General features: G+C 72.1%; 23 protein-coding genes. 12 read left to right on the top strand and 11 right to left on the bottom strand.

What is annotated here, in order from left to right; translation table 11 throughout:
• From ACFZBB_RS16795 to mce, 4 genes are all read right to left on the bottom strand, one after another.
• Positions 1-1,011 carry an ATP-binding cassette domain-containing protein gene (locus tag ACFZBB_RS16795; protein WP_391122709.1) on the bottom strand — a complete coding sequence of 337 codons (1,011 nt, stop codon included), beginning with the start codon at positions 1,009-1,011 and terminating at the stop codon, positions 1-3.
• 182 nt (positions 1,012-1,193) lie between these two features.
• Positions 1,194-2,132, bottom strand: coding sequence for a cellulose-binding protein (locus tag ACFZBB_RS16800; RefSeq protein WP_188281921.1), 939 nt, complete (start codon positions 2,130-2,132; stop codon positions 1,194-1,196).
• Between the two features lie 103 nt (positions 2,133-2,235).
• The gene (scy, locus tag ACFZBB_RS16805; RefSeq protein WP_391122712.1) at positions 2,236-5,778 is read right to left on the bottom strand and encodes a polarized growth protein Scy; all 3,543 of its coding nucleotides are present in this window, start codon (positions 5,776-5,778) and stop codon (positions 2,236-2,238) included.
• 180 nt (positions 5,779-5,958) lie between these two features.
• The gene (mce, locus tag ACFZBB_RS16810) at positions 5,959-6,429 is read right to left on the bottom strand and encodes a methylmalonyl-CoA epimerase (protein ID WP_391122715.1); all 471 of its coding nucleotides are present in this window, start codon (positions 6,427-6,429) and stop codon (positions 5,959-5,961) included.
• A 140-nt stretch (positions 6,430-6,569) separates the two neighbouring features.
• Here mce and ACFZBB_RS16815 point away from each other — a divergent pair, with 140 nt between their 5' ends.
• Both ACFZBB_RS16815 and meaB read left to right on the top strand, forming a co-directional pair.
• Positions 6,570-7,769: an acetyl-CoA C-acyltransferase gene (locus ACFZBB_RS16815; RefSeq protein WP_391122719.1), complete on the top strand. Its 1,200-nt coding sequence runs from the start codon at positions 6,570-6,572 to the stop codon at positions 7,767-7,769.
• Between the two features lie 94 nt (positions 7,770-7,863).
• Positions 7,864-8,838, top strand: a complete 975-nt coding sequence (meaB, locus tag ACFZBB_RS16820) for a methylmalonyl Co-A mutase-associated GTPase MeaB (RefSeq protein ID WP_355349662.1) — start codon at positions 7,864-7,866, stop codon at positions 8,836-8,838.
• 51 nt (positions 8,839-8,889) lie between these two features.
• On the opposite strand, the gene ACFZBB_RS16825 is transcribed toward meaB, so the two are convergent.
• The 5 genes from ACFZBB_RS16825 to ACFZBB_RS16845 all read right to left on the bottom strand — a co-directional run bounded on the left by ACFZBB_RS16825 (position 8,890) and on the right by ACFZBB_RS16845 (position 12,344).
• A complete protein-coding gene (locus ACFZBB_RS16825; RefSeq protein ID WP_391122723.1) occupies positions 8,890-9,345 on the bottom strand; it encodes a MarR family transcriptional regulator in 456 nt (151 codons plus the stop codon).
• 88 nt (positions 9,346-9,433) lie between these two features.
• Positions 9,434-10,213, bottom strand: a complete 780-nt coding sequence (locus tag ACFZBB_RS16830; protein WP_391123206.1) for an AIM24 family protein — start codon at positions 10,211-10,213, stop codon at positions 9,434-9,436.
• Positions 10,214-10,224: 11 nt separating this feature from the next.
• Entirely contained in the window at positions 10,225-10,875 is a 651-nt protein-coding gene (locus ACFZBB_RS16835) for an AIM24 family protein (RefSeq protein ID WP_391122726.1), read from the bottom strand.
• Positions 10,875-11,513, bottom strand: a complete 639-nt coding sequence (locus ACFZBB_RS16840) for an AIM24 family protein (protein WP_355349653.1) — start codon at positions 11,511-11,513, stop codon at positions 10,875-10,877. Before ACFZBB_RS16840 ends, ACFZBB_RS16835 begins: the two co-directional genes overlap by 1 nt.
• 6 nt (positions 11,514-11,519) lie before the next feature.
• Entirely contained in the window at positions 11,520-12,344 is an 825-nt protein-coding gene (locus ACFZBB_RS16845; RefSeq protein ID WP_391122729.1) for a DUF2127 domain-containing protein, read from the bottom strand.
• A gap of 209 nt (positions 12,345-12,553) precedes the next feature.
• Between ACFZBB_RS16845 and ACFZBB_RS16850 the strand changes: the two genes are divergently transcribed.
• Together ACFZBB_RS16850 and ACFZBB_RS16855 are read left to right on the top strand one after the other, a co-directional pair.
• Complete coding sequence (locus ACFZBB_RS16850) at positions 12,554-12,898, top strand: DUF3817 domain-containing protein (protein WP_391122732.1); 345 nt, start codon at positions 12,554-12,556, stop codon at positions 12,896-12,898.
• On the top strand, positions 12,895-13,188 hold the full coding sequence (locus tag ACFZBB_RS16855; protein ID WP_391122735.1) for an MTH1187 family thiamine-binding protein: 294 nt from the start codon (positions 12,895-12,897) through the stop codon (positions 13,186-13,188). The genes ACFZBB_RS16850 and ACFZBB_RS16855 overlap by 4 nt, the downstream gene beginning before the upstream one ends.
• Positions 13,189-13,273: 85 nt before the next feature.
• Here the strand turns inward: ACFZBB_RS16855 and ACFZBB_RS16860 are convergent, their stop codons facing one another.
• Positions 13,274-14,260: a DUF5937 family protein gene (locus tag ACFZBB_RS16860; RefSeq protein WP_391122738.1), complete on the bottom strand. Its 987-nt coding sequence runs from the start codon at positions 14,258-14,260 to the stop codon at positions 13,274-13,276.
• 70 nt (positions 14,261-14,330) lie between these two features.
• Between ACFZBB_RS16860 and ACFZBB_RS16865 the strand changes: the two genes are divergently transcribed.
• Positions 14,331-15,677 carry an MFS transporter gene (locus ACFZBB_RS16865; protein ID WP_391122742.1) on the top strand — a complete coding sequence of 449 codons (1,347 nt, stop codon included), beginning with the start codon at positions 14,331-14,333 and terminating at the stop codon, positions 15,675-15,677.
• A gap of 76 nt (positions 15,678-15,753) precedes the next feature.
• Here the strand turns inward: ACFZBB_RS16865 and ACFZBB_RS16870 are convergent, their stop codons facing one another.
• Positions 15,754-17,001, bottom strand: a complete 1,248-nt coding sequence (locus ACFZBB_RS16870) for a peptidoglycan bridge formation glycyltransferase FemA/FemB family protein (protein ID WP_391123209.1) — start codon at positions 16,999-17,001, stop codon at positions 15,754-15,756.
• A 233-nt stretch (positions 17,002-17,234) separates the two neighbouring features.
• Here ACFZBB_RS16870 and murJ point away from each other — a divergent pair, with 233 nt between their 5' ends.
• From murJ to ACFZBB_RS16905, 7 genes are all read left to right on the top strand, one after another.
• The gene (murJ, locus tag ACFZBB_RS16875; RefSeq protein ID WP_391122745.1) at positions 17,235-18,935 is read left to right on the top strand and encodes a murein biosynthesis integral membrane protein MurJ; all 1,701 of its coding nucleotides are present in this window, start codon (positions 17,235-17,237) and stop codon (positions 18,933-18,935) included.
• Between the two features lie 42 nt (positions 18,936-18,977).
• Positions 18,978-19,649 (top strand): SigE family RNA polymerase sigma factor, encoded by a 672-nt coding sequence (locus ACFZBB_RS16880; protein WP_391122747.1) that lies wholly within the window; start codon positions 18,978-18,980, stop codon positions 19,647-19,649.
• Positions 19,642-20,655, top strand: coding sequence for a hypothetical protein (locus tag ACFZBB_RS16885; protein WP_391122750.1), 1,014 nt, complete (start codon positions 19,642-19,644; stop codon positions 20,653-20,655). Before ACFZBB_RS16880 ends, ACFZBB_RS16885 begins: the two co-directional genes overlap by 8 nt.
• 128 nt (positions 20,656-20,783) lie before the next feature.
• Positions 20,784-22,055 carry an Ig-like domain-containing protein gene (locus tag ACFZBB_RS16890; RefSeq protein WP_391122753.1) on the top strand — a complete coding sequence of 424 codons (1,272 nt, stop codon included), beginning with the start codon at positions 20,784-20,786 and terminating at the stop codon, positions 22,053-22,055.
• 46 nt (positions 22,056-22,101) lie between these two features.
• The gene (locus tag ACFZBB_RS16895) at positions 22,102-22,611 is read left to right on the top strand and encodes a MarR family winged helix-turn-helix transcriptional regulator (protein WP_188282203.1); all 510 of its coding nucleotides are present in this window, start codon (positions 22,102-22,104) and stop codon (positions 22,609-22,611) included.
• 78 nt (positions 22,612-22,689) lie between these two features.
• Positions 22,690-23,031: a DUF3817 domain-containing protein gene (locus ACFZBB_RS16900; RefSeq protein ID WP_391122756.1), complete on the top strand. Its 342-nt coding sequence runs from the start codon at positions 22,690-22,692 to the stop codon at positions 23,029-23,031.
• Positions 23,032-23,173: 142 nt separating this feature from the next.
• Positions 23,174-24,874: a methylmalonyl-CoA mutase family protein gene (locus ACFZBB_RS16905; RefSeq protein WP_355349628.1), complete on the top strand. Its 1,701-nt coding sequence runs from the start codon at positions 23,174-23,176 to the stop codon at positions 24,872-24,874.
• Positions 24,875-24,934: the final 60 nt, after the last annotated feature.

Below are 24,934 nucleotides of genomic sequence, written 5' to 3' on the forward strand. Positions count from 1 at the left end.
TCAGTTCCCCTTCCCGGAGCCGGAGTTGCGCCAATCCGCACCCCACTGCGGGGCGGGGGCGCCGGGTTGCGGCGCGGCACCACCCGGACCGGGCGGCGGCGCGAGCACACCGCCCGCGTGGTACTCCACCGAGTCCGCGGTGAGCTGCATGAACGCTTCCTCCAACGATGCCCGCTGCGGGCTGAGTTCGTGCAGCACCACCTGATGCTGCGCGGCCAGCTCGCCGAGCTGCGCCGTGTCGCCGTCCTGGATCTCGAACGTGCCGTCGCTCGTGGTCACCGGGGTGAACCCCGCCGTGGCCAGCACGTCCTTCAGCCGCTCCGGCTGGGGGGTGCGAATCCGCACGTAGGAGCGGGAGTTCTTCTCGATGAAGTCGGCCATCGAGGTGTCGGCCATCAGCCGGCCGCGGCCGATCACGATCAGATGCTCGGCGGTCAGCGCCATCTCGCTCATCAGGTGGCTGGAGACGAAGACCGTACGGCCCTGCGCGGCCAGCCCCTTCATGAGATTACGGATCCAGTGGATGCCCTCGGGGTCGAGACCGTTGACCGGCTCGTCGAACATCAGGATCTCGGGGTCGCCGAGCAGCGCGCCCGCGATGCCGAGCCGCTGGCCCATGCCCAGCGAGAAGCCCTTGGAACGTTTCTTCGCCACGGCCGTCAGACCGACCGTCTCCAGCACCTCGTCCACCCGGTGCCGCGGAATGCGGTTGGACTGCGCCAGGCACAGCAGATGGTTGTACGCCGTCCGCCCGCCGTGGATGGCCTTGGCGTCCAGCAGTGCGCCGATGTACTTCAGCGGCTCGCTGAGCTGCGCGTAGTGCTGACCGTCGATGCGTACGTTGCCCGCGGTCGGGTTGTCCAGCCCGAGCATCATGCGCATCGTCGTGGACTTGCCCGCGCCGTTGGGCCCGAGGAAGCCGGTCACCACGCCGGGGCGCACGGTGAAGGTCAGATTGTCGACGGCGGTCTTGTCCCCGTACCGCTTGGTGAGCCCCTGCAACTCAATCATGGGGGCGAGGCTAGCAACCGCCCCGGAGTAAACCGAAACCCCCGCCCGGGATGGGCGGGGGTGTCGGGCAACCCGTCGGCGAACGTTCAGCCCGTGTTCAGAGGCTTCAGTCCCTGTTCAGACGCCTTGACCCTTCCTGCGGGCCGCGGCTCCTGTCCGGGCCTGAGCCCCTGACCGAGAGATCAGCGGGACTGCTGCGCCGGGACGCCACGCGAGATCGGCTCGTCGTCGGCCGGAGCACCGGCCGCGGCGACCGCGGCACCGGTCAGCGTCGCCAGCATCTCGCGGACGTTGGTGAGCTGAGCGTTGATGCTGTCGCGGCGGTTGGTGAGCGCCGCCAGCTCGCGCTCGGACTCGCTGCGGATCCGGTCGGCCTTCGCGTTCGCGTCCGCGACGATGTCCTCGGACTGACGCTGAGCGGTCTCCACGGTCTGACGCGCGCGACGCTCGGCGTCGGTGCGCAGCTTCTCCGCCTCCAGGCGGAGCTGCTCGGCGCGGTGCTCGATCTCCGCCAGGCGCTTCTCGGCCTTGGCCTGACGGCCCGCCAGGTCACGCTCGGACTGCTCGCGGCGCTTGGCCAGGTTCGTCTCGAAGTCCGCGGCGGCCTGGGCGGCCTTGGCGCGGGTCTCCTCGAAGAGGGCGTCCGCCTCCTCGCGCTTGTTCTGCGCGTCCTTCGTGGCGTCGGCGCGGAGCTGCGAAGCGTCGCCCTTCGCCTTGTCGACGATACGGACGCCCTCGTCCTCGGCCTTCGACTTGCGGTCGGCGGCGAACGCCTCCGCGTCGTTGCGCACCTGGTTGGCGGCCGACTCGGCCAGCTCGCGGTGCTGCTCGGCGGCGCGGCGGGCCTCCTCGCGCAGGTCCTTCGCCTCCTCCTCGGCGAGGCGCAGGATCTTCTCGACACGGGCACCGAGACCCGCGTACGACGGCTCCGAGTCATTGACCTGGGCCTGGGCGTTCTGGGTTTCGAGGTGCAACTCCTCGATGCGCTTCTCCAGCGCGGTGATCCTCGTCAGTGCGCTGTCACGGTCGGCGACGAGCTTCGTGATGCGGTCGTCCACCTGTCCGCGGTCGTATCCGCGCCGAACGAGCTCGAAGCCGAAGGGGGAGGAAGTGTCGCTCATGGGGATCCTGTCGATTCAGACCGGTTGAGGTGATAGGGGGAATCCTAGGGGCCCAGGCGGCGTGTCACCGAGCCATTGCCTATTAGGTATGGAGAATGTCCGCTCAATCGAGTGGAGCATCGTCGATGCGCTTGCCACTCGAACGAGTGGTTCCCGCGCCCGCACCAGCGGTGACACCGCCACCGGGTGCCTCGAACGACTCCAGCGCCTCCAGCACGTCCTGGACGCGAGAGATCTCCGCGTTGATGTCTTCTCTGCGGCGCACGAGGATCTCCAGCTCTCGTTTGCCCTCGGTCACGATGCGATCGGCTTCGGCGCGGGCCTCCCCCTTGACCCGCTCGGCCTCGCGCTCGGCCTCGGCCTTCTTCTGCTCGGCCTCCTTCAGGAGGCCCTCGACCTTCTTCACCGCGGCGATACGGACCTTGCTCGCCTCGGAGGTGGCCGTGGACTTGATCTCGGCGGCCTTCTGCTCCGCCTCGGCGAGCTGCTCGGTGGCGGCGGTGACCAGCTTGTCGACGCGCTCGCCGACGGTCTTCATCGCCTCCGCGGCCTCCTTGCGGGCCCGGTCGTGCAGCTCCTCGACCTCGGACTCCACGCGCTGGCGCAGCTCCTCGGTACGTTCCCTTATGGCCGTCGCGTCGTGCCTGGCCTCGCCGAGCATGGTGTCCGCGTCGGTCCGCGCCCGCTCGACCAGGCCATTGCCCTCCGCCGTCGCCTCGTTGACCAGCCGCTCGGCCTCCCCGCGGGCCGCGCCGACCATCGCGTCGGCCTGCTCCTCGGCCGTCGCCGCGGTCCTGCGGGCCTCCGCCTGCGCCTTGCCGATCAGCTCGTCCGCCTGTTCCGCGGCCTCGCTGCGGCGCTTGTTGGCCGCCTCGCGCGCCTCGTCGAGGATGCGCTGCGAATGCGTCCGCGCCTCCTCGGCCTCGCGCTCCGCGGTGTCCAGCGCGTCCTTGGCGAGGATACCGAGCCGTTCGGCCTCCTCGCGGGCCTTGGTGACCAACTGGTCGGCCTGGCCCGCCGCGTCGGTACGCATCCGGTTGGCGTCCTCGCGGGCCTCGGCGCGCAGCCGGTCGGACTCCTCGATCGCCTCGGTGACCGTACGGTCGGCCAACTGCCGTGCCGCGTCGGCCTCTTCCTGGCTCTCCCGGCGGATCCGCGCCGAGTCCTCCGACGCCCGCTCCCGCTCGGAGTTGGCGTCCGCGCGCAGCCGGTCCGCCTCGCCCTGGGCCTCGCCGCGCACCCGCTGGGCCGCGTGCTCGGCCGCCGAGCGGAGCCCGGCGATCTCCTCCTCGGCCTCCTGGTGCAGATGCGCGACCGCGTCGCGGACCTGCTGCGCGGTGGCCTCGGCCGCCGCGACCGCCTCCGCGGCCCGCTGGTCGGCCTCCGCGCCCAGCCGGTCGGCCTCCGCCGCCGCGTCCTCGACGCGCTTGCGGGCGGCGGCCAGCAACTCCTCGCTCTCGCGGCGGGCCTGCGCGCGCTCCTGCTCGGCCTCGCCGCGGGCGGCGCCCAGCAGCTCCTCGGCCTCGCGGCGGCGCCTGGCCGCCTCCTCCTGCGCTGCGGCCAGCGCCTCCGCGGCCTCCGTACCGAGGCGCTCGGCCGCCGCGGCGGCCTCCGCGCGTACCCGGTCCGCGTGCTCCTTGGCCTCCGCGCGCCGCTGCTCGGCCTCCGCCGCCGCCTCCGCCTGGAGCCGTACGGCGACGCTCTCGCCCTCCGCGCGGGTCTGCGCCGCGTCCGCCGCGGCCTCGTCCCGCAGCCGTACCGCCTCGGCCTCGGCCTGCTCCTGGAGGGTGCGGACCCGCTCGGCGGTCTCCTGGCGCAGCCGCTCGGCCTCCTCGGCGGCCTCCCGGCGCAGCCGCTCCACCTCGGTGTCCGCGTCGCGCAGCGACTGCTCGGCGGCGGCGAGCCGGGTCTCGGCCTCCTCGCGGAGCCGTACCAGGTCGGTCTCGGCCTCCTCGCGCATCCGGGCGACGAGCGTGTCGCTCTCCGCGCGCTGCCGCTGGGCGGCCCGCTCGGCCTCCTCCGTGACCGTCGCGGCCTGCCGCTCCGCCTCCTGGCGCAGCTCCTCGGCCTCGGCGCGGGCGTGCTGGAGGGCCTCCTCGGCCTTGGTGTTCAGCGCGGAGGCCCGCTCGACGGACTCGGTACGCATCCGGTCGGCCTCGGTGGCCGCGCCCTGCCGCAGCTCGTCGCCGTCCGCCTTCGCCTTGGCCAGCAGCTCCTCGGCGCGGCTCGCGGCCTCCTCGATCTGCTGGACGGCCTCCCTGCGGGCCTCACCGCGGATCCGCTCGCCCTCGGCGACCGCGTCGGCCCGCAGCTGCTCGGCCTCGCCGCGCAGCCGCCTGGCCTCCTCCTGGAGCTCGACGGTCCTGGCCCGGTACTCCTCGGTGTCGTCCTGGGCGGCGCCGCGCAGCTCCTGCGCGGACGCCTCGGCCTCGCTGCGCAGCCGCTCGGCCTCCGCCTCGGCCTCGCGCCGGATCCGCTCGGCCTCCTCGCCCGCCGACTTCGTGGTGGAGCGGGCGTCCTCCGACGCCTTGGTCAGGATCTCCTCGGCCGACCTGGCGGCCTGCGCCAGCTGGGCGGCGGCGTCCTCGGACGCGGCGGCGCGGGCGGTCTCCTGCGCCTCGGTACGGATGCGCTCGGCCTCGGCACGGGCGTCGGCGACGGTCTGCTCGGCCTCGGCCTTGGCGCTGTCCACCTGCTTGGTGGCCTCGCCGACCATGCGGGCGATCTCGGCCCTGGCCGTGCGGGTGCGCTGCTCGTTCTCCGTCTCGGTGGCCGCCAGGCGCTTGGCGGCGCCGGCCGTGGCCTCCTCGCGCAGCCGCTCGGCCTCCGCGCGGGCGGTGCGCAGCGCCTCGTCGGCCTCCCGCAGCCGCTCCTCGGCCAGCCGGGACAGCTCGATCGCCCGGCTTCTGGCCTCGTCGGACTCGCTGCGGGTGGAGGTGCGCAGCTGCTCGGCCTCGCTGGTGGCCTCCTGCGCCTGCGTCGAGGCGGCGGTCAGCAGCCGCTCGGCGTCGGCGCGGGCCCGGCGCAGCAGCTGCTCCGCCTCGTTGCGCGCGGCCTGCGCCTCCGAGGTCAGCCGCTCGCGGGTCTGCTCGGCGACGCGGGTGGCCTCGGCGCGGGCGGCGGCCAGCGCGGCCTCGGACTCGGCGCGGGTCTCGTCCAGCAGGCGGCGGGCCTGCGACTCGCTGCGGGCCCGCAGCTGCTCGGCCCACGCCACGTTCTCGTTGACGTGCGTCTCTACGGTCGCGCGGCGCTCGCCCAGCTCCTCGTCGAGCTGCCGCCGCCGAGCGATGGCCTCGGCGTGCCACTCCGCCTCGAAGCGGGCCTGGTGCTCGGCCTGCTCCTGGAGCAGCCGCTGGGTCTGGGCGCGGGCGTCGCGCAGTTCGCGCTCGGCGTCGGCGCGGAGCTGGTCGGCCTGGATCTGGGCGTTGCGCAGGAGCTGGTCGGCCTGGTGGCCGATGTTGTCGTAGGCAGGGCGGGACGCCAGATTGCGGCGCGCCTCGTGCAGCTTGGCGCGCAGCACCTCGACCTGGTATCCGAGGTCGTCGGCGTGGTCGACGGCCTTGCCCCGCTCGGTACGAAGCCGCTCCATCTCGGCTTCGAGCTGAGAGAGGTGGTCGTCAGCCTGGTAGCTGTCGTTGCCCCGCACTCCGCGGTCCCATCGGTCTCCTGGCGTACTCACCCGCCAACCGGGTGAGATTCCTCGGCACTCCGTTTGAAGACAGAGCTCTACGAGGAATGGTGTCAGATCAACGTCGCGGAGCGCGAGCGTACCCGCGTGCCCACCCCGGTCGGCCCGGCCACTCTACCGGGCAGGACGGGGGTTGGGTCAGTGGTCCCGGGAGCCCTTTGCGGTCTCTGCCGCGGTCTTTTCCGCCGAGGTGACCAGCTCGGTCAGTACGCCGTGGCAGTCCTTGGGGTGCAGGAACGTGATCCGGGAGTCCATCGAGCCCCTGCGCGGCTCGTCGTAGAGCACCCGTACGCCCTTGTCGCGGATCGCGGCGGAGTCGGCGTCCACGTCCGCGGTGCCGAAGGCGATGTGGTGCACGCCCTCGCCGTTCTTGGCCAGCCACTTGCCGACCGCGGAGTCCTCACGGGTGGGCTCCAGGAGCTGGAGGTAGCTGGCGCCCCCGTCGGAGGTGCCGTTGATCCTGAGCATGGCCTCGCGTACGCCCTGCTCCTCGTTCACCTCGCTGTGCGCCACTTCGAAGCCGTAGGTGGCACGGTAGAACTCGACGGTCGCGTCCAGGTCGAAGCAGGCGATGCCGATGTGGTCGATGCGGGTCAGCCCAGTAGCCATGGACACAGTGCACCGCACCGGTGTGTGGTCACGCAACGTGCGCGCCGTCACACGTTCCGACGGGTGACCGAGCGGCCTACCCCTCAGTACATTGACGATAACCCTCGTTAACTTCTCTCTTCAGCCGAAGGGGCCGCACCATGACCAGCCAGGCACGTACATCCGTGATCGTCGCAGGTGCCCGAACCCCGATGGGCAGGCTCCTGGGCAGCCTGCGCACCTTCTCCGGGTCGGACCTCGGCGGTGTCGCGATCAAGGCCGCGCTCGACCGCGCCGGAATCGGCGGCGACCAGGTGCAGTACGTGATCATGGGCCAGGTGCTCCAGGCGGGCGCGGGCCAGATCCCGGCCCGCCAGGCGGCGGTCAAGGCCGGCATCCCGATGAGCGTGCCCGCGCTCACCGTCAACAAGGTGTGCCTGTCCGGCCTCGACGCCATCGCGCTGGCCGACCAGCTCATCCGGGCCGGCGAGTTCGACATCGTGGTCGCGGGCGGCCAGGAGTCCATGACCAACGCCCCGCACCTGCTGCCCAAGTCCCGCGAGGGACACAAGTACGGCGCGATCGAGATGCTGGACGCGATGGCGTACGACGGGCTGACCGACGCCTTCGAGAACATCGCGATGGGCGAGTCGACCGAGACGCACAACGGGCGGCTCGGCATCGAGCGCGCCCCGCAGGACGAGTTCGGCGCGCTGTCCCATCAGCGGGCCGCCGCCGCGCAGAAGAACGGCGTCTTCGACGCCGAGATCACCCCGGTGGAGATCCCGCAGCGCAAGGGCGACCCGGTGGTCTTCAGCCAGGACGAGGGCATCCGGCCGGAGACCACCGCCGAGTCGCTGGGCAAGCTGCGGCCCGCCTTCAAGAAGGACGGCACGATCACCGCCGGTACGGCCTCGCAGATCTCCGACGGCGCCGCCGCCGTGGTCGTCATGAGCCGTGCCAAGGCGGAGGAGTTGGGGCTGGAGTGGATCGCCGAGATCGGCGCCCACGGCAATGTCGCCGGCCCGGACAACTCGCTCCAGTCCCAGCCGTCCAACGCCATCAAGCACGCGCTCGGCAAGCAGGGCCTGACCGTGGACGACCTCGACCTCATCGAGATCAACGAGGCGTTCGCGGCCGTCGCCGTCCAGTCGATGAAGGACCTGGGCGTCACACCCGAAAAGGTGAACGTGAACGGCGGCGCCATCGCCCTCGGCCACCCGATCGGCATGTCGGGAGCACGTATCGTGCTGCACCTGGCCCTCGAACTGAAGCGGCGCGGCGGCGGTACGGGAGCGGCGGCGCTGTGCGGCGGCGGCGGACAGGGTGACGCGCTGATCATCACGGTCGCGGGGAACTGACGGGCCCGGCCCTTCGGCTCCACGGCTTTTCCGGGTTCTTCCCGGGTCTTTTCGGGCTTTTTCGGTAGTGAGCGGGAAGAGGGAGCGAACAGACGTGGTGGACGTCCTCACCTTGGTCGAGCAGGCGCGGCAGGGGCGGCCGAGGGCCGTGGCCCGGCTGATCTCGCTCGTGGAGGGGGCGTCCCCGCAACTCCGCGAGGTGATGGCCGCACTCGCGCCGCTGACCGGCGGCGCGTACGTGGTCGGCCTCACCGGGTCGCCCGGCGTCGGCAAATCCACGTCGACCTCGGCGCTGGTCACCGCGTACCGCAAGGCGGGCAAGCGGGTCGGCGTCCTGGCCGTCGACCCGTCGTCGCCGTTCTCCGGCGGCGCCCTGCTCGGCGACCGCGTCCGTATGTCGGAGCACGCCTCCGACCCCGGCGTCTACATCCGCTCCATGGCCACCCGCGGCCACCTCGGCGGCCTCGCCTGGGCCGCCCCCCAGGCCATCCGGGTGCTGGACGCGGCGGGCTGCGACATCGTCCTCGTCGAGACCGTCGGCGTCGGGCAGTCCGAGGTCGAGATCGCCGCGCAGGCCGACACCTCCGTCGTGCTGCTCGCCCCCGGCATGGGCGACGGCATCCAGGCCGCCAAGGCCGGAATCCTGGAGATCGGCGACGTCTACGTGGTCAACAAGGCCGACCGCGACGGCGCCGACGCCACCGCCCGCGAGCTGAACCACATGCTCGGCCTCGGCGAAGCCCGCGAGGCGGGGGACTGGCGGCCCCCCATCGTCAAGACCGTCGCCGCGCGCGGCGAGGGCATCGACGAAGTCGTCGAAGCCCTGGAGAAGCACCGCGCCTGGATGGAGGAGCGCGGCGTCCTGGCCACCCGCCGCCGGGCCCGCGCCGCCACCGAGGTCGAGCACATCGCCGTCACCGCCCTGCGCTCCCGCATCGGCGACCTCCGCGGCGACCAGCGCCTGGACTCCCTCGCCGAGCGCGTCACCGACGGCACCCTGGACCCCTACGCGGCGGCCGACGAACTGATCGCCGGCCTCACCTCGAACGAGCCCCGGGACCTCTCCTGAGGCCCTGAGGCACTGAGGCCCTGAGGCACTGAGGCACTGAGGCCCGCGGGGCTATTTCTCGCGGACCGTGCGGAGGTGGTCGGCCACCGGGGCCATGGCGCGGCGGTAGGTCGCGAGGTCCTCCGGGGCGATGAGGTCGATGAAGTGCGCGCGGACCGCGGCGACATGACGGGGGGCGACCTGGCGCATGGTGGCCCAGCCCTGGTCGGTGAGGACCGCGTAGAGACCGCGGCGGTCGGACTCGCAGTTCTCGCGGCGGACGAGACCGGCCGCCTCCATGCGGGTGATCTGGTGCGAGAGGCGGCTCTTGGACTGGAGCGTGGAGCGCGCCAGATCGCTCATGCGCAGCCGCCGCTCCTCGGCCTCGGAGAGGTTGACCAGGATCTCGTAGTCGTTGTTGGTCAGGCCGAAGGACTGGAGGTCCCGCTCGAGTTGGTACATGAGCAGCCGGCTGACGTCCAGATGGATGCGCCAGGCGCGCTGCTCGTCCTCGGTGAGCCAAGCCATAGCGCTTTCAGCTTCTGCTGTCACGGTCTCCATAGAGTGAATTCTACCGGCGGTCACACCGCGGATGATCGTCAGGGTAGCGGGACGGTCACCGTCCGAAACGGCCCTGCCCGGGTGCGCCCGCGCCGGGGACGCCGGGTCCGGCCTGTCCCGGCACGCCGCCGGTGTCGACCTCGGCCATCAGCGTCTCGGTGGACTGGAGCAGCACCTGCCCCGCGCCGACGAACTCGAACTGGTGCTCCTCGCCCGACGCCCCGCCGATCCCGGTCATCGCACGGATCCCGCCGAGGACACCGCGCAGATACGCGTGGTCGTAGTGGTGGCAGGGCGACGGGCAGTCCGCCCAGCCGACCAGCGCCTGCGGGTCGACCCGGATCGGCGGCTCCACGAAGTGCACCGCGCCGTTGGACGCGGCCACGAACTTCCCCGTGCCGATCAGCGTCAGAAAACCGGGAATGATCGACTGCTTGAGCGCCAGCGTGGGCTCGAAGGCCAGCAGATTCCCCGACCTGATGGTCAGATTGCCGTCCTCCAGATCGTACGAATTGATGTCGTACGACCGGTCCGCGAGCAGCATCTTGCCGCGCCCCTGCGCCACCACCCAGTCCGCGGCGTGCAGCGGCGAGTGGAAGCTGGTGGCGACCAGCCGGTCCAGCGGGCCGTGCCCGATCGCGTGGAAGTCGACCTGCCCGTAATAGGCGATCATCTTCCCCTTCTGGAGGAACCACTGCCCGTCCAACTCCACGCAGAAGGCGTACGGGTTGACGTTGTCGTTCACCGGCAGGGTGTACGGGTCGTACACCACGGGGTCGCCGCTGTCGCCCGGCACGCCACCCGGTACGCCGCCCCCCGGAGGGCCCCAGCCCATCGGACCGCCGCTCACAGCTTCTCCTCCGACGCCTGTACGTAGACCATTCCCTGCCCGGACAGCTCCAGTTGGAACGCCTCGCCCGAACCGCGCCCCACCATCTCGCGCCAGCCGAGCGCCGCGGACAGCTTGTTGCGTACGTCGCCGCGGTGGGCGACATACGCCTGCGGGTCGACGTGCACCGGGTGCTGCGGGGCGATGGGCAGTTCGATGACACCGCCGTGCGCCATGACGGCGACCGACCCCTTGCCCTGGAGCGTGGTGGTGAACAGGCCCTGCCCGGTGACCTGACCGCGTATGACGCCCATGACACCGCCCTGCGAACCCATGAACATGGTGCCCTGCCGGAGCGAGCCGTCGAAGGCGAGCAGCCGGTCGGCCTCGACGTACAGCGTCTCGCCCGCGAGGTCGATGGAGTGGATGTGGTGCCCGCCGTGCCCGAACATCACCGAGCCGTCGCCCTCGATGGTCATCAGCGGCGTCGCCTCGTTGGCGACCCGGCGGCCGATCATCGACATCACCCCGCCCTGCCCGCCGGTGATGCTCGGCGTGAAGGAGACCTCCCCGCGGTACGCCAGCATCGCCCCGCGCTGGCTGAACATCCGCTGACCCGGGGCGATCGCGGCCTCCACCATCTTGGAGTTGATCCTTGTGAACGGCATCAGAGCTGACCCCCGATCGTGGTGCGCTCGCTGGGCTGCACGTACACCAGCCCCTCGCCCTCGAAGCGGATCTGGAAGCTCTCGCCCGAACCCTCGCCGATCACCGTGCGCCAGCCCACCGACTGCTGGAGCTGCTGCCGCAGATTGCCGGTGTGCGCGATGTACGCGCCCGGGTCCACGATCAGCGGCGTCGCGGCCGACACCCGCAGCACGATCGCGGGCCCGTCGGACATCACGGCCGCCTGCCCGGTGCCCTCGACGGTCGTGGTGAACAGGCCGTTGCCCTGCGAGGCGCCGCGCAGCCCGGTGAAGGTGGTGCCGGTGCGCAGCGCGGAGTCGGTGGCCAGCAGATTGCTCGCCTCCACGTACAGCTTCTCGCCGTTCAGCCGGACCAGATTGATCTCGGTGGCCCGGTCGGCGAAGTAGCACGTGCCGTGCCCCTTCACCTCCATGACGGCCATCGACTCACCGGTGATCCGGCGGGTGACCAGGCCGCGCAGGCCCTCGCCGCCGCCGGTCATCTTCTTGAACGTCATCTCGCCCTCATAGGCGACCATCGCGCCGTTCTTCGCCTTGACGGTGTCGCCGGTGAGGTCCACGGCGAGCACCCGGGTGCCCTGGAGCCGGAAGCGTGGCATCGCGGATCAGACGCCGTCCGCCGTGGACCGCTGCCGCACCGGCAGCGGCGGCTTGGGCGCGTGGTCGCCCGGCACCTCGCCCGCGGCCTCCTCGACCTCCAGCAGCGACGCGCTCCGGCGTTCTGCCTCGAAGGCCTTGTGGCCGCCGCGCAGCCCGAACAGCCGCTTGCCGAGCAGGATGTAGAGGACGGCCAGCACATTGAGGGTGATCGTGGCGACTTTGAACCAACTGACCCGCTCGGTCAGCTCATAGCCCTCGATCGGCAGGAACGCGGCGGTCGCCACCACCGCCAGATACTCCGCCCAGCGCTTGCCCCACCACAGGCCGAAGCCCTCGATGATCTCGATCAGCGCGTACGCCAGCAGCAGCGCGGCGACGAGCTGGAGGGTGGAGTGCTTGTAGTCGAAGGTCTTGCGGATGGTGTCGACGACCGGCGAGTGGTCCAGGTCGTAGTGGAAGTGCTCGGCGACCGGCTTGAAGACGGTGAGGTCCTTCTCGAACAGGTCGCGCACCGCGTTCTGCGAGTTGCTGAACCGCCAGACCGCCCAGGCGGCGATCAGGACCAGCAGGCCGCGCAGGATCCGCTCGACGGCCAGGAAACGCAGGATGAACAGGTCGCGCAGCGCCCGGCCGCGCGGCACCTCGGGGGCGCGGTCGGCGGGGCCGCTGCCGTGCGGGTCGCCGAGGACGAAGTCGCCGCAGCGCAGACAGCGCCACACCGTGCCGACGGCGGTGCTCGCGTGCAGCTTCTGCCGCAGGTGGTTCTCGTCGGGCGCGTAGGTGATGTGCCCCTTGCGGGCGCAGTGCCGCCGGTCCCAGTCCATCGTCATCGTGTCTCGGTCCCCGTTGGGTGGTCGGTCAGGTCGTGCGGATCACGTCGTGCGGTGGTGCGTACGGGTCGTGTCGTGGACAGGGACGCTATCGCCCGCCCCTCGGTTTCCTACCCCCGGGGCGGACCATCGATACGGGCCGGTGATAATGGGGTGGTCTTGTGATCACGTTCACAAGGCGGTTTCCCGTCACCAACAGTGAGGTTCTCGTGGACCTGAAGACCGCCACCGCCCTGCGCAGGCTCCGTCTGATCTCCGCCCCGGAAGCGGTGTCGTTCCTGCTGCTGATGGTCTGCTCGGTGCTCAAGCGGACCACGGACTTCAACGCGGTGCCCGTCATGGGCATGGTGCACGGAGTCCTGTTCGTCCTCTACGTCGTCCTCTGGGCGGACGCCTGGCGCCGCGCCAAGTGGTCGCCGGCCCGCGGCGCCCTCTTCTTCGTGCTGTCCGTCCTGCCCACCGGCGGCTTCTTCGCCGAGCGGATGCTGCGCCGCGAGTCCGAGGAGTCGGTCGTGGCCGCGCGCGGCGCTCAGGGCGAGGCGGTCGGCGCATGATCGTCGCCTTCTCCGTCACCCCACTGGGCGTCGGCGAGGACGTCGGCGAGTACGTGGCCGACGCCGTCCGCGTGGTCCGCGAGTCCGGGCTGCCGAACCGTACGGACGCGATGTTCACCTCCGTCGAGGGGGAGTGGGACGAGGTGATGGACGTCGTACGGCGGGCCGTCGCCGCGGTCGAGGCGCGTGTGCCCCGGGTGTCGCTGGTCCTCAAGGCCGACATCAGGCCGGGCGTGACGGACGGACTGACCTCGAAGGTCGAGACGGTGGAGCGCCACCTCTCCGAGTAGCGGAGCGGCGGGGCGGAGGAGTGCCGGAATGGCGGACGCCCGGATGGCGGCGGGCGCCGTCGGCGGCCCCTTGTCCCGCGCGCGCTCAGAACAGCCCGCCGGTCGTGAGCGCGATCCCCAGCGGCGTCCGTTCGTACAGCACCTGGTGCCCGTAGCGCCGTGACGCCAGCAGCCCCGCGTCGCGCAGCACCGCCAGATGCGCGGAGACCGACGACAGCGCGAGGGCGTGCCGGTGGGCCAGCGCCGTCGTGGTGCTGGGCGCGTCGAGGCCGCTGAGGATCGCGGCCCGGTTGGCGCCGAGCAGCGCGATCATCGCGGCGGACGCGGTCGGCCCGGTCTCGGCCCACAGCCCGCCGATGCCGCGCGCCGGATAGACGACGGTGGGCTGCCAGGGCGGGTCGAAGGCGTTGCCCGCCTCGGGCCAGAAGAAGACGCTGGGCACCAGCACCAGCCCCTGGCCGTTGAAATCCGGCAGGTGCGAGGTGTGCCCCGCCGCCGTCAGCGCGCCCTCCGACCAGCTCAGTTTCGGGTGCAGCGCGGTGAACAGCCGCTGCATGCCGCCGTCCGCCAGTCGCCGCGCGTGATAGGCGATGTCCGCCTCCAGCACCGCCCGCAGCCGGGGCCAGTGCGGGGCGAGCAGGGCAGCCCACACATGCTCGTACAAACCGGCCAACTGCCGTACGGTTCCGGCCGGATCGGCGAGCATCGCGCGGCCCCGCTTGCCGTGCTCCGCGCCCGGGGTCTGGGCCAGCGCGGCCTGGATCTGGCGGTGCGCCTCGTCCGGGTCCGTGGCCCGTACGACGTCGAGTTCGTCGTCCAGGGTGCCCAGGGGCGCCTGGGGCGGGGGGTGCAGAAAGTCCGGGGGGTGCCCGTGATCCGGTGCCAGCAGCCACAGCGGAGCCAGGTCGAGACCGGCCGCGGCGCCCCTGACCTGCCGCAACCAGGGCAGGTGGTAGCCGTGTCGGTCCGGCCGGGACAGGGTACGTATCGCCCCCTGGGTCTCCCGCAGCGGTGAGATGGCGAAGCGGCACCGCAAAAGGTCCTCAGCCGCAAATCGCATACGAAACGACATCACGACCCCCAAGATTCGGCTCAGCCCGAAACACTACGATATGCAGTGCTCATGCCACCAGGGTGATGTCATGACAACGGACAGCGAGCACCCCCCACCAGGTGGACGCACCCCATCGCCGACCGGTTCGCAGCCCGCTCCCACCACCCACGGGAAGGGCGACGGCACGCCTCCTGCCAGCGGCGCGACCGCCACCGGCGACAGCACCCCCACCGGCTACGGTGCCGTTTTCGCGGTCAGGGAATTCCGCCCGATCTTCGCCGCGCATGTCCTGTCCGTCCTCGGCAGCGTCTTCGCCGAGGTCTCGCTGGCCGTCCTCGTCTTCCGGCAGACCGGCTCCGCCGTCCTCACCGCGCTGATCTTCGCGCTCGGCTTCCTGCCCTACGCGCTCAGCGGCATCCTGCTGTCCGGAATCTCCGACCGGTACCCCACCCGCCGCGTCCTGGTGGCCTGCGATCTGCTCTGCGCGGCCTTCGTCGCGGTGATGGCCGTGCCGGCCACGCCGCTCGCCCTTCTCTTCGTGCTACGCGTGTCCGTCTCGATGATCACGCCGCTGTTCACCGGCACGAGGGCCGCCAGCCTGGCCGACATCCTCCACGGCGACGTCTTCGTGCTCGGCCGCTCCCTGGTGCGGATCGTCGGCCAGAGCTCGCAGATCATCGGCTACGGAATCGGCGGACTCGTCCTGGTGTGGCTGTCGCCGCGCGCCGCGCTGCTGGTGACGATCGGCACCTTCCTCAGCTCCGCGCTGCTGCTGCGCTTCGGCACCCGCGACCGGCCCGCCCGGGTCACCGGGACCGGCGCCATGATGCGTGACTCGATCGGCTCCGCGGGGCGGCTGTTCCGCAACGCGCGGATCCGCTCGCTGATGCTCATGTGGTGGGTGCCGCCGATGTTCTGCGTCGTCGCCGAGGGCGTCGCCGCGCCCTACGCCGACGCGGCGGGCGCGGGCTCCGCGGGCTTCGGCATCCTGCTCGCCGCGATGCCCGCGGGCACCGTCGTCGGCGAGGTGCTGGCGGGCACGCTGCTCACCCCGTCCGCCCGCGAACGGATCGCCATCCCGCTCGCCGCCGTCTCGATGCTGCCCTTCGTCTGCTTCCTCGTGCACCCCTCGCTGCCGCTGGCGATCGTGCTGCTGCTGATCACCGGGGTCACCACCGCGTACGCGCTCGGCATCGACAAGTGGTTCGTGCACGACGTGCCCGAGGACATGCGCGGCCGGGCCATGTCGCTGCTCGGCGCCGGGATCATGACGCTCCAGGGCGTCGGCATGACGGTCGGCGGCGCCGTCGCGGAGTGGGTGCCGCCCTACGCGGTGATCGCGGGCGCGGGGATACTCGGCACGCTCAGCGTCGTGCCCGTGCTGCGGTCGGTACGCCGTACGCAGCCGATGGGCGCCGCGGCCAGCCCCGCGTGAGCAGCAACGGCCTTGGCGGGGTTACGTGTTGACCCCGTGAGCCCGTGAATCCGTCAGCCCGTGGCCCCGGAGCCGTTCAACGCCGGGTCAGATACGCGTGCATCGCCCGGTGCAGCGTCTTGTTGACCGCGCCCTGGAGCGGCAGCTCCCACTCGCCCACCGTCTCCACCACCTCCCCGCCGGTGCCCAACTTCCAGCGCAGCAGCCCGTAGGCGCGCGCCGCCGGGTCGAGGCCGTCGGGCACCCCGCGCATGTCGTAGACCGCCGCGCCCATCGCCTGCGCGTCGCACAGCATCCGCCACTGGAGCGCGTTGCTCGGCCGCACCTCGCGGCGGTGGTCGGCGGACGCACCCGTCTGGTACCAGACCCGGCCGCCGTCCGGCGCGGTCAACAGCGTGTGCGCGGCGAGGAGTTCGCCCTCGTGCCGCGCGGTGTACAGCCGCATGCGGCCCGGCTCCTCGGCGTTGAGCGCCTCGTACTGCCGCCGGTAGTAGTCCAGCGAACGGCCGAGGTCGAAGCCGTCGCGGGCCTCGGTGACCCGCAGCAACTCGTGGAAGGCCGGCAGCGTCTCCGGCCCCTCGACACCCGTTCGCACACCGCACTTGGCGGCCTTCTTCACATTGCGCCGCCACTCCTGGTTGAGGCCGGTCCACAGGTCGTCCAGACCGCGCCCGGCCAGCGGTATCTCGAACACCAGCCGCGGCTGCGCTCCCCCAGAGCTCCGCCTGGGAGGTACCCCCACGCCCTGCCCGTCCTCGCCGCAGCGCCGCCAACCGCCCTCCCGCAGCCGGTCGGAGACCGCCGCGCCCAGCGGCTCGACCAGGTCGGGCAGCACGTCACCGACCCGGCGCCCGGGACCCGACGCGTCCTTCAACGTCCGCGCCGTCCACCGCCGGTACGCCAGCGGCGGCCCCATCCGTACCGCGAACGCCCCCGTACCGCGCAGGTGTTCCAGCAGCGGGTCGAGCCAGCGGTCCAGGCGCGGATCGGCCCAGTCCACCGCGGGGCCCTCCGGGAGGTACGCGAACGACCTCCGTACGCCCGGCAGTTGGCGGTACAGGACCAGCGCGGCGCCGACCGGCCGGTCGTGCTCGTCCAGCCAGCCCAGACTCTCCGCCTGCCAGCCGGACTTCACCCGCGCCCAGGCGGGCGTCTGGAGGAAGCTCGCGGTGTACGGGCCGGGACGGCGGACGAAGTCGGCGTGCGCGGAGGCGGGCAGCGGCAGCAGCCGCAGAGCACCGGTGACGGTGCCGGTCCCGCTGCCTTTGTCGCCCGCGGCGCGGTCGGAGCCGGAGCCGGAGCCGGAACGCTGGTGAGTGGTCATCGTCAAGGCGTCGTCCTCCGCGCTGCGGGGCGGGCCGGGGCGGCCCGCTCACGAAGGACACGCCCGGCGCGGCCGTCAGGTGACAGAGACTTTTCCGACACCCGCCGTACCGCCCCGCGACTTCCGTCAGCCGTGACCGCCGGGGCAGACTGCGCGTCTGCCCAGGGGACGGCGACCAGCGCGACCAGCCGGTACCGGGCACAGGACGATCAGCGTGAACAGGGGACCGACGGGTGACTTCAGCAGTGGACGGCTCCACGCACCGCAAGGGGCGGCGGGCGCACGCCCGCGACACCAACTCCCTGCGGCGCAGCGGCGGTCTGATGATGGCCGGGTCACTGGTGTCCCGCGCCACCGGCTTCCTGCGGCTGGCGACGATCACCGCCGCGCTCGGCACGGCGGCGGCCGGAGACGCCTTCGGGGTCGCCAACACCGTGCCCAACATCATCTACGCGCTGATGATCGGCGGCGCCCTCCAGTCCGTCTTCGTCCCCGAACTCGTCCGCGCCGCCCGCGAGCACGCCGACGGCGGCCAGGCGTACACCGACCGGCTGCTCACCCTGTGCGCGGTCGCGCTGCTCGCCGTCACCGCCCTCGCGGTGCTCGCCGCGCCCTGGCTGGTCAGCGCGTACGCGCCCGGTTTCAGCGGCGGCCAGCGCGACCTGACCGTGTCGCTGGCCCGCTACTGCCTGCCGCAGATCCTCTTCTACGGCCTGTTCACGCTCCTCGGCCAGGTCCTCGGCGCCCGCGACCGGTTCGGCGCCATGATGTGGACCCCGGTGCTCAACAACCTCGTCGTGATCGCCGTCTTCGGCCTGTACCTCGCGGTCGCGAGCGGGGGCATCGGACACCGGGACGCGCTGCTGCTCGGCCTCGGCAGCACCGCGGGCATCGCCGTACAGGCCCTCGCGCTGCTGCCGTCGCTGCGCGCCACCGGCTTCCGCTGGCACCCGCGGTTCGACTGGCGCGGCGCCGGGCTCACCCAGCCGATGCGGGCCGCCGTGTGGACGCTGCTGCTGGTCCTGGTCAACCAGGGCGCGTACTGGGTGGTGACCCGGCTGTCCACCTCCGCCGGACTGCACGCGCTGGCCTCGGGCCACTCCACCGGCGTCGGCTACGCGGCCTACAGCAACGCGTACAGCCTGTGGGTCGTCCCGCAGGGCATCGTCACCGTGTCGCTGGCCACCGCGCTGCTGCCGCGGATGAGCCGGGCCGCGGCCGACGGCGACCACGCGGCGATCGGCGCCGACCTCACGCGCGGCCTCACCGTCTCCGGCACCGCCGTCGTCCCCGCCGTCTTCGCCTTCCTCACGCTCGCCCCGCAGATCACCGGCGTCGTCTTCCAGCACGGCGCCACCAGCGAGGCGGACGCCCGCGCCATCGCCTGGATGCTGGTCGCCTTCGCCGTCGGCCTGCCCGCCTTCGCGGGCCAGTACCTGCTCGCGCGCGGCTACTACGCGCTCGGCGACACCCGTACGCCCTTCTTCCTCAACGTCCTCATCGCCGCCGTCAACGCCGCGAGCGCCGCCGCCTGTTACGCGCTGCTCCCGGCCCGCTGGGCGGTCACCGGCATGGCCGCCGGATACGCGCTCGCCTGTACGGTCGGCCTGCTGGCCACCGCCGCGCTGCTGCGCCGCCGCCTGGGCTGGCGGCCCCGCGTCCTGGGCCACCACGTACGGCTCACCGCGGCCTTCCTGCCGGGCGCGGCCCTGGCGCTGCTCACCGCCCACGCCGTCACCGCCCGGCTCGGCGGCGGCCCGGCCGGCGACCTCACGGGACTGCTGCTGGGCGCCGCCGCCCTGTGCCTGCCCGCGCTGGTGCTGGCCCGGCCGCTCGGGCTCGACCTCGGACCGGTGTCGCGGCTCACGGGAGGGCCTGCCAAGAGGCGCGGCGCGGGGGCCACGGAAAAAAACTCCCGTCCGCCTGTCACATAAGCCCGCCGCCGCGCGTGTAGTTCTGAGGGAGGGAAGAACCACATGACCGCACAGCCAGAACCGGCGGCGGACTTCGACCAGTTCTACGCCGCGACGGCGAAGCGCATGGTGGCCGTCGTCTACACGATCACCGGGGACCTGGGTGAGGCGGAGGACGCCGTGCAGGAGGCGTACGCCAGGGCATGGCAGCGCTGGCCGAAGCTCACCGCGGAGGGCGACCCCGCGCCCTGGGTGCGTACCGTCGCCGTACGTCTGGCGGTGAGCACCTGGCGCAAGGCCCGCAACCGGGTGCGCGCGCACTTCCGGCACGGGCCGCCGCCCGACGCCCCGGCGCTCGCACCCGACCGGGTCGCGCTGATCGACGCCCTGCGCGCGCTCGGCGACGACCAGCGCACCGCCGTGGTCATGCACCACCTCCTCGACCTGCCGGTGGAGGAGATCGCCCGGCAGACCGGCGTGTCCAGCGCCGCCGTACGGACCCGGCTGAGCCGGGGGAGGAGAGCACTGGGGGCCCTGCTCAAGGACGACCCGGCGGACGACGCGGAGCCCGAACCCGCCGCGTACGCGTCCGCCGCCCATGACACCGCCCGTCGCGGCGCTCACGACCCCGGCGGTCGCGACGCCGCCACTGCCACTGCCACTGCCACCGCCGACGACGCACGCCACGCACGTGCGGCGCGCCACCGCACCGAGGAGGTGCCCCTCCATGGCTGACCCGTTCGGCCGCCCGGCCGGTCCCGACCCCCTCGGCACCGCCGCCGCCGACATAGACACCGACATCGGCTCGGACTCCGCCGATCCGCTGGACGAGCGGCTGCGCGGACTCGCCCGCGACACCGAGCCGTTGGTCGTACTCGCCGGGGCCCCGGCCGCCCGCAGGCACGGCGAACGGCGGCGCGCCCGCCGCAGGACCGGGGCCGTGTCGCTGGTCGCGGCCCTCGCGGTCGCCGTCGGCACCTGGCAGTTGCTGCCCGGCTCCGACGGCCCGCGCGGCACCGGCGCGCTGCCGGGCACCGTCGCGTCCACCACGCCCCCGCCGGACCCGCCCGACCCGGCCGCCCTGGCCCACCGCCTCACCGACGAGCTGCTGCCGCCCGGCGCCCTGCCGTTCTTCCCGGTGGCCCCGTGGAAGACCCTCGACCCGGGCACCACGCTCAAGCTCACCGGGGCCTGCCCGGTGACGTCTCCCGCCGGAGACGTACTGGCCCGCGCGGTGCGGCTGTACGGCGCGTCGGCGGGGGAGGAGGCGGAGTACCTGCTCTACGCGTTCACCGACGCCGAGGCCGCCCGCTACCGGACGGAACGGTTCGGCGAGGCGGTGAAGGGCACGTGCGGTGTCGAGCTGACCACCGACCTCGGCAAGACCGGTGAGGCCGTCAACGGTCCGGTCATCTACCAGGGCAGCAGCAGAACGGGCACCGGGGTGCAGATCCTGATGAACCGGCAGGGCGCCTACCTCGCCGTGCTGCTGATCCGCGGGTTGGGGAACCCGCTGGGCTCCGGGAGCGACTATGCAGGCAAACACCCGCAGCCGATCGCCTGCATCGCGGCGTCGCTGAACCGGCTGACGGAGGTCGGCGCGCGACCGAGCGCTTCCATGTCGCCGCCGGACGTCTCCATCGGCGGCACCGTCGACGGCACCAGCGGCGGGGCCGGCAGCGGGGTCGGCGGCGGGACCACGATGTCGCGCGGCTTCGTCGCCGACGGGAAGTCGTGCTGAGCCGCCGCGTTCTGCCGGACCTCATCCGCCCCCGACCTGCCCGCCGCCGACCCGATCACCGCCGGTCCGAACACCGTTCGCCCTGATCACCGCTCGCCCCGACCACCTCTGACAAGGAACCGACTGCCGTGTACCGCACTCGCATACGCAACCCCCGACCGCGGGCGCTCGCCGTGCCCGCCCTCCTGCTGGCCGTGGCGATGGGCGTCACCGCGTGCGGCGGCCACGACGGCGACAAGGCGGGCGGCTCGTCCGACGGCAAGGGCGCGGGCCGGTCCCCGTCCGCCGACTCCGCCGCCCGGATCACCGTCACACCGGCCAAGGACACCGCGGACGTCGACCCGGCCGCGCCGGTCAAGGTCACGGTCGACGGCGGCACGCTCGGCACGGTCACCGTGATCCCCGAGGGCAAGTCCAAGGACGGCGTGACGCCGATCGAGGTGACCGGCGCGCTGGACGCCGCCAAGCACACCTGGACCTCCGACCGCACGATGACCCCCGGCACCGCCTACACCGTCCAGGTCACCGCGGCCGACAGCGCGGGCAAGCAGACCCGTACCACCAGCGCCTTCCGCACCCTGACGGCGGCCAAGGTCAACGGCGTCACACCGACCCCGCTGAACAACGCGGTCGTCGGCGTCGGCCTGCCCGTCTCCCTCGCCTTCGACAACCCGGTCACCGACAAGGCGTCCAGGGCGGCGGTCGAGAAGGCGCTGACCGTCACCACCAGCCCGGCCGTCCAGGGCAGTTGGGGCTGGGTCACCGACCCGCTGACCGGCATTCAGCGGGTGGACTGGCGGCCGGACGCGTACTGGACGCCGAACACCAAGGTCACGCTGACCGCCAAGCTCAGCGGCATCGACACCGGGGGCGGGCGCTATCTGCGCCGCGACATCCACGACACGTTCACCATCGGCACCGCCCGGATCTCGTACGTCGACCTCAAGGCGCACACCATGCGGGTCACCGAGAACGGCAAGACCATCAAGAACTTCAAGATCTCCGGCGGCAAGCCCGCCTTCCCCACCTGGAACGGGCAGATGGTGGTGATCAGCAAGCAGTCCACCGTACGGATGACGTCCTCGTCGGTCGGCATCGCCACCTCCGAGGACTCGGCGGACTTCTACGACAAGGACGTGAAGTACGCGGTCAACATCACCACCTCCGGCACCTACACCCACGCGGCACCGTGGAACGACGCGATGATGGGCGTGCAGAACGGCAGCCACGGGTGCATCGGCATGCACACCGCGGACGCCAAGTGGTTCTTCGACCGGTCGGTCCGCGGCGACCTGGTGATCACCTCCGGCTCCACGCGCGCCACCGTCGACAAGGGCAACGGTTTCGGTGAGTGGAACCTCGGCAAGGACGCGTGGCGCCGGCTCAGCGCGCTCGCCTGACGAGACACTTGTGCCCACTATGTGACCGACGGGTAGGCTCTTCGCCGTGTCAAAGCCGCTGAGCCTGCCCTTCGATCCGATCGCCCGCGCCGACGAGCTGTGGACCCGGCACTGGGGCGGGGTCCCCTCGATGGGCGCCATCACCTCGATCATGCGCGCCCAGCAGATCCTGCTCGGCCAGGTGGACGCGGTGGTCAGGCCGTACGGGCTGACCTTCGCGCGGTACGAGGCGCTGGTGCTGCTCACCTTCTCCAAGGCGGGCGAGCTGCCGATGTCCAAGATCGGCGAGCGGCTGATGGTGCACCCGACGTCCGTCACCAACACCGTGGACCGGCTGGTCTCCGCCGGTCTCGTCGCCAAGCGCCCCAACCCCAACGACGGCCGTGGCACCCTCGCCTCGATCACCGACAAGGGCCGTGAGATCGTCGAGTCCGCCACCCGCGACCTGGTCGCCATGGACTTCGGCCTCAGCGCCTACGACGCGGAGGAGTGCGGCGAGATCTTCGCGCTGCTGCGCCCCCTGCGGATAGCGGCGGGCGACTTCGAGGAGTCCTGACCTGCGGTCGGCTCCGCGCGTCGCGCCGTGCCCCGACCCGGATGAGCCCGGCATTTCGGGGCGGCTAGGCTCGATGCCATGAAATCCAGCGTGCTGACCCGCTACCGGGTGATGGCCTTTGTGACGGGCGTGCTGCTGATCGCGCTCACCCTGGGCGTGATCGCCAAGTACGTGCTCGACATCAATGGCGCGGGCACCTTCACCAGCGCGGTGGGCTTCGCCCACGGCTGGCTCTACGTCGTCTATCTGATCTTCGCCTTCGACCTGTGCAACAAGGCGAAGTGGCCGATCGGCCGGATGGCCTGGGTGCTGCTGGCGGGCACCGTCCCGACCGCCGCGTTCTTCGTGGAGCGCCGCGTGACGCGTGAGCTGGCGCCGAAGGTGATCCAGCCGGAGAAGCCCGAGCCCGTCAACGCCTGAGCCCGTCGACGACTGGGCGCGTCAAGCCCGAGCCCGTCAAGGCCGTCCAGTCTGGGCCCCGGCCCTCTGAGACCCGGCTCACCCCAAGGGTGAGCCGTGTTCCCATCGACATGTACTAGGACGTCCTAGTAAATTCGAGGGTATGGACTCCCAAGGCATCGAGACAGGCCGCCAGCGCTGGCAGGCACGGTACGACTCAGCCCGTAAGCGGGAGGCCGACTTCAGCACGCTCTCGGGCGACCCCGTGGAGCCGGTGTACGGCCCGCCGGCGGGTGCGGACGTCCCCGGGTTCGAGCGGATCGGCTGGCCGGGCGAGTACCCGTTCACACGCGGACTGCACCCGACCGGCTACCGGGGGCGTACGTGGACGATCCGGCAGTTCGCCGGGTTCGGCAACGCGCGGCAGACCAACGAGCGCTACAAGATGATCCTGGCCGCGGGCGGCGGCGGCCTCTCCGTCGCCTTCGACATGCCGACCCTGATGGGCCGCGACTCCGACGACCCCCGCTCGCTCGGCGAGGTCGGCCACTGCGGTGTCGCCATCGACACGGCCGCCGACATGGAGGTCCTGTTCGACGACATCCCGCTCGGCGACGTCACCACCTCGATGACCATCTCCGGACCCGCCGTCCCGGTCTTCTGCATGTACCTGGTCGCCGCCGAGCGGCAGGGCATCGACCCGGCCGTGCTCAACGGCACGCTCCAGACGGACATCTTCAAGGAGTACATCGCCCAGAAGGAGTGGCTCTTCGAGCCCGCCCCGCACCTGCGGCTGATCGGCGACCTGATGGAGCACTGCGCCGCCTCCATCCCCGCGTACAAGCCGCTGTCCGTCTCCGGCTACCACATCCGCGAGGCCGGGGCGACGGCCGCGCAGGAACTGGCGTACACCCTGGCCGACGGCTTCGGCTACGTGGAGCTCGGCCTGTCGCGCGGCCTGGACGTCAACACCTTCGCGCCCGGCCTGTCCTTCTTCTTCGACGCGCACCTCGACTTCTTCGAGGAGATCGCCAAATTCCGTGCCGCCCGCCGCATCTGGGCCCGCTGGATGCGCGACGAGTACGGCGCCACCAGCGACAAGGCGCAGTGGCTGCGCTTCCACACCCAGACCGCCGGGGTGTCGCTGACCGCGCAGCAGCCGTACAACAACGTCGTACGTACCGCCGTCGAGGCGCTGTCCGCCGTGCTCGGCGGCACCAACTCGCTGCACACCAACGCCCTCGACGAGACGCTGGCGCTGCCCAGCGAGCAGGCCGCCGAGATCGCGCTGCGCACGCAGCAGGTGCTGATGGAGGAGACCGGTGTCGCCAACGTCGCGGACCCGCTGGGCGGTTCCTGGTACGTCGAGGCGCTGACCGACCGCATCGAGGCCGACGCGGAGAAGATCTTCGACCGGATCAGGGCGCTGGGCGCCAAGGCCGTGCCGAGCGGCGAGCACCCGATCGGGCCGATGACCTCGGGCATCCTGCGCGGCATCGAGGACGGCTACTTCACCGGCGAGATCGCCGAGTCCGCCTTCCAGTACCAGCGCTCCCTCGAAAAGGGCGACAAGCGCGTCGTCGGCGTCAACGTGCACCACGGCTCCGTCACCGGCGACCTGGAGATCCTGCGGGTCAGCCACGAGGTCGAGCGCGACCAGGTCCGCGACCTCGCCTCGCGCCGTACCGCCCGTGACGCCGCCGCCGTCCGCACCGCCCTGGACGCCATGCTCACCGCCGCCCGCGACGGCTCCAACATGATCCCGCCCATGCTCGACGCCGTCCGCGCCGAGGCCACCCTCGGCGAGATCTGTGACGCCCTGCGCGCCGAATGGGGCACCTACACCGAGCCCGCCCGCTTCTGACACGCGGTGGTACGCCGCCGGTCGGGCCGTGGCCTGTCGTCCGTCCGGCGCGCCGTGTAG

The organism is Streptomyces sp. NPDC008139 (genome assembly GCF_042957025.1).
Taxonomy (GTDB): domain Bacteria; phylum Actinomycetota; class Actinomycetes; order Streptomycetales; family Streptomycetaceae; genus Actinacidiphila.

Excerpts from the sequence above, each read along its gene's own strand:
- ACFZBB_RS16870 (WP_391123209.1), bottom strand. The coding sequence starts at position 17,001 with ATGACCACTCACCAGCGTTCCGGCTCCGGCTCCGGCTCCGACCGCGCC.
- ACFZBB_RS16795 (WP_391122709.1), bottom strand. The coding sequence starts at position 1,011 with ATGATTGAGTTGCAGGGGCTCACCAAGCGGTACGGGGACAAGACCGCC.
- ACFZBB_RS16825 (WP_391122723.1), bottom strand. The coding sequence starts at position 9,345 with ATGGCTTGGCTCACCGAGGACGAGCAGCGCGCCTGGCGCATCCATCTG.
- ACFZBB_RS16865 (WP_391122742.1), top strand. The coding sequence starts at position 14,331 with ATGACAACGGACAGCGAGCACCCCCCACCAGGTGGACGCACCCCATCG.
- ACFZBB_RS16800 (WP_188281921.1), bottom strand. The coding sequence starts at position 2,132 with ATGAGCGACACTTCCTCCCCCTTCGGCTTCGAGCTCGTTCGGCGCGGA.
- ACFZBB_RS16905 (WP_355349628.1), top strand. The coding sequence starts at position 23,174 with ATGGACTCCCAAGGCATCGAGACAGGCCGCCAGCGCTGGCAGGCACGG.
- ACFZBB_RS16885 (WP_391122750.1), top strand. The coding sequence starts at position 19,642 with ATGGCTGACCCGTTCGGCCGCCCGGCCGGTCCCGACCCCCTCGGCACC.
- ACFZBB_RS16860 (WP_391122738.1), bottom strand. The coding sequence starts at position 14,260 with ATGTCGTTTCGTATGCGATTTGCGGCTGAGGACCTTTTGCGGTGCCGC.
- mce (WP_391122715.1), bottom strand. The coding sequence starts at position 6,429 with ATGGCTACTGGGCTGACCCGCATCGACCACATCGGCATCGCCTGCTTC.
- ACFZBB_RS16830 (WP_391123206.1), bottom strand. The coding sequence starts at position 10,213 with ATGGGCTGGGGCCCTCCGGGGGGCGGCGTACCGGGTGGCGTGCCGGGC.
- ACFZBB_RS16815 (WP_391122719.1), top strand. The coding sequence starts at position 6,570 with ATGACCAGCCAGGCACGTACATCCGTGATCGTCGCAGGTGCCCGAACC.
- ACFZBB_RS16845 (WP_391122729.1), bottom strand. The coding sequence starts at position 12,344 with ATGACGATGGACTGGGACCGGCGGCACTGCGCCCGCAAGGGGCACATC.
- ACFZBB_RS16855 (WP_391122735.1), top strand. The coding sequence starts at position 12,895 with ATGATCGTCGCCTTCTCCGTCACCCCACTGGGCGTCGGCGAGGACGTC.
- ACFZBB_RS16840 (WP_355349653.1), bottom strand. The coding sequence starts at position 11,513 with ATGCCACGCTTCCGGCTCCAGGGCACCCGGGTGCTCGCCGTGGACCTC.
- ACFZBB_RS16880 (WP_391122747.1), top strand. The coding sequence starts at position 18,978 with ATGACCGCACAGCCAGAACCGGCGGCGGACTTCGACCAGTTCTACGCC.
- ACFZBB_RS16835 (WP_391122726.1), bottom strand. The coding sequence starts at position 10,875 with ATGCCGTTCACAAGGATCAACTCCAAGATGGTGGAGGCCGCGATCGCC.
- ACFZBB_RS16900 (WP_391122756.1), top strand. The coding sequence starts at position 22,690 with ATGAAATCCAGCGTGCTGACCCGCTACCGGGTGATGGCCTTTGTGACG.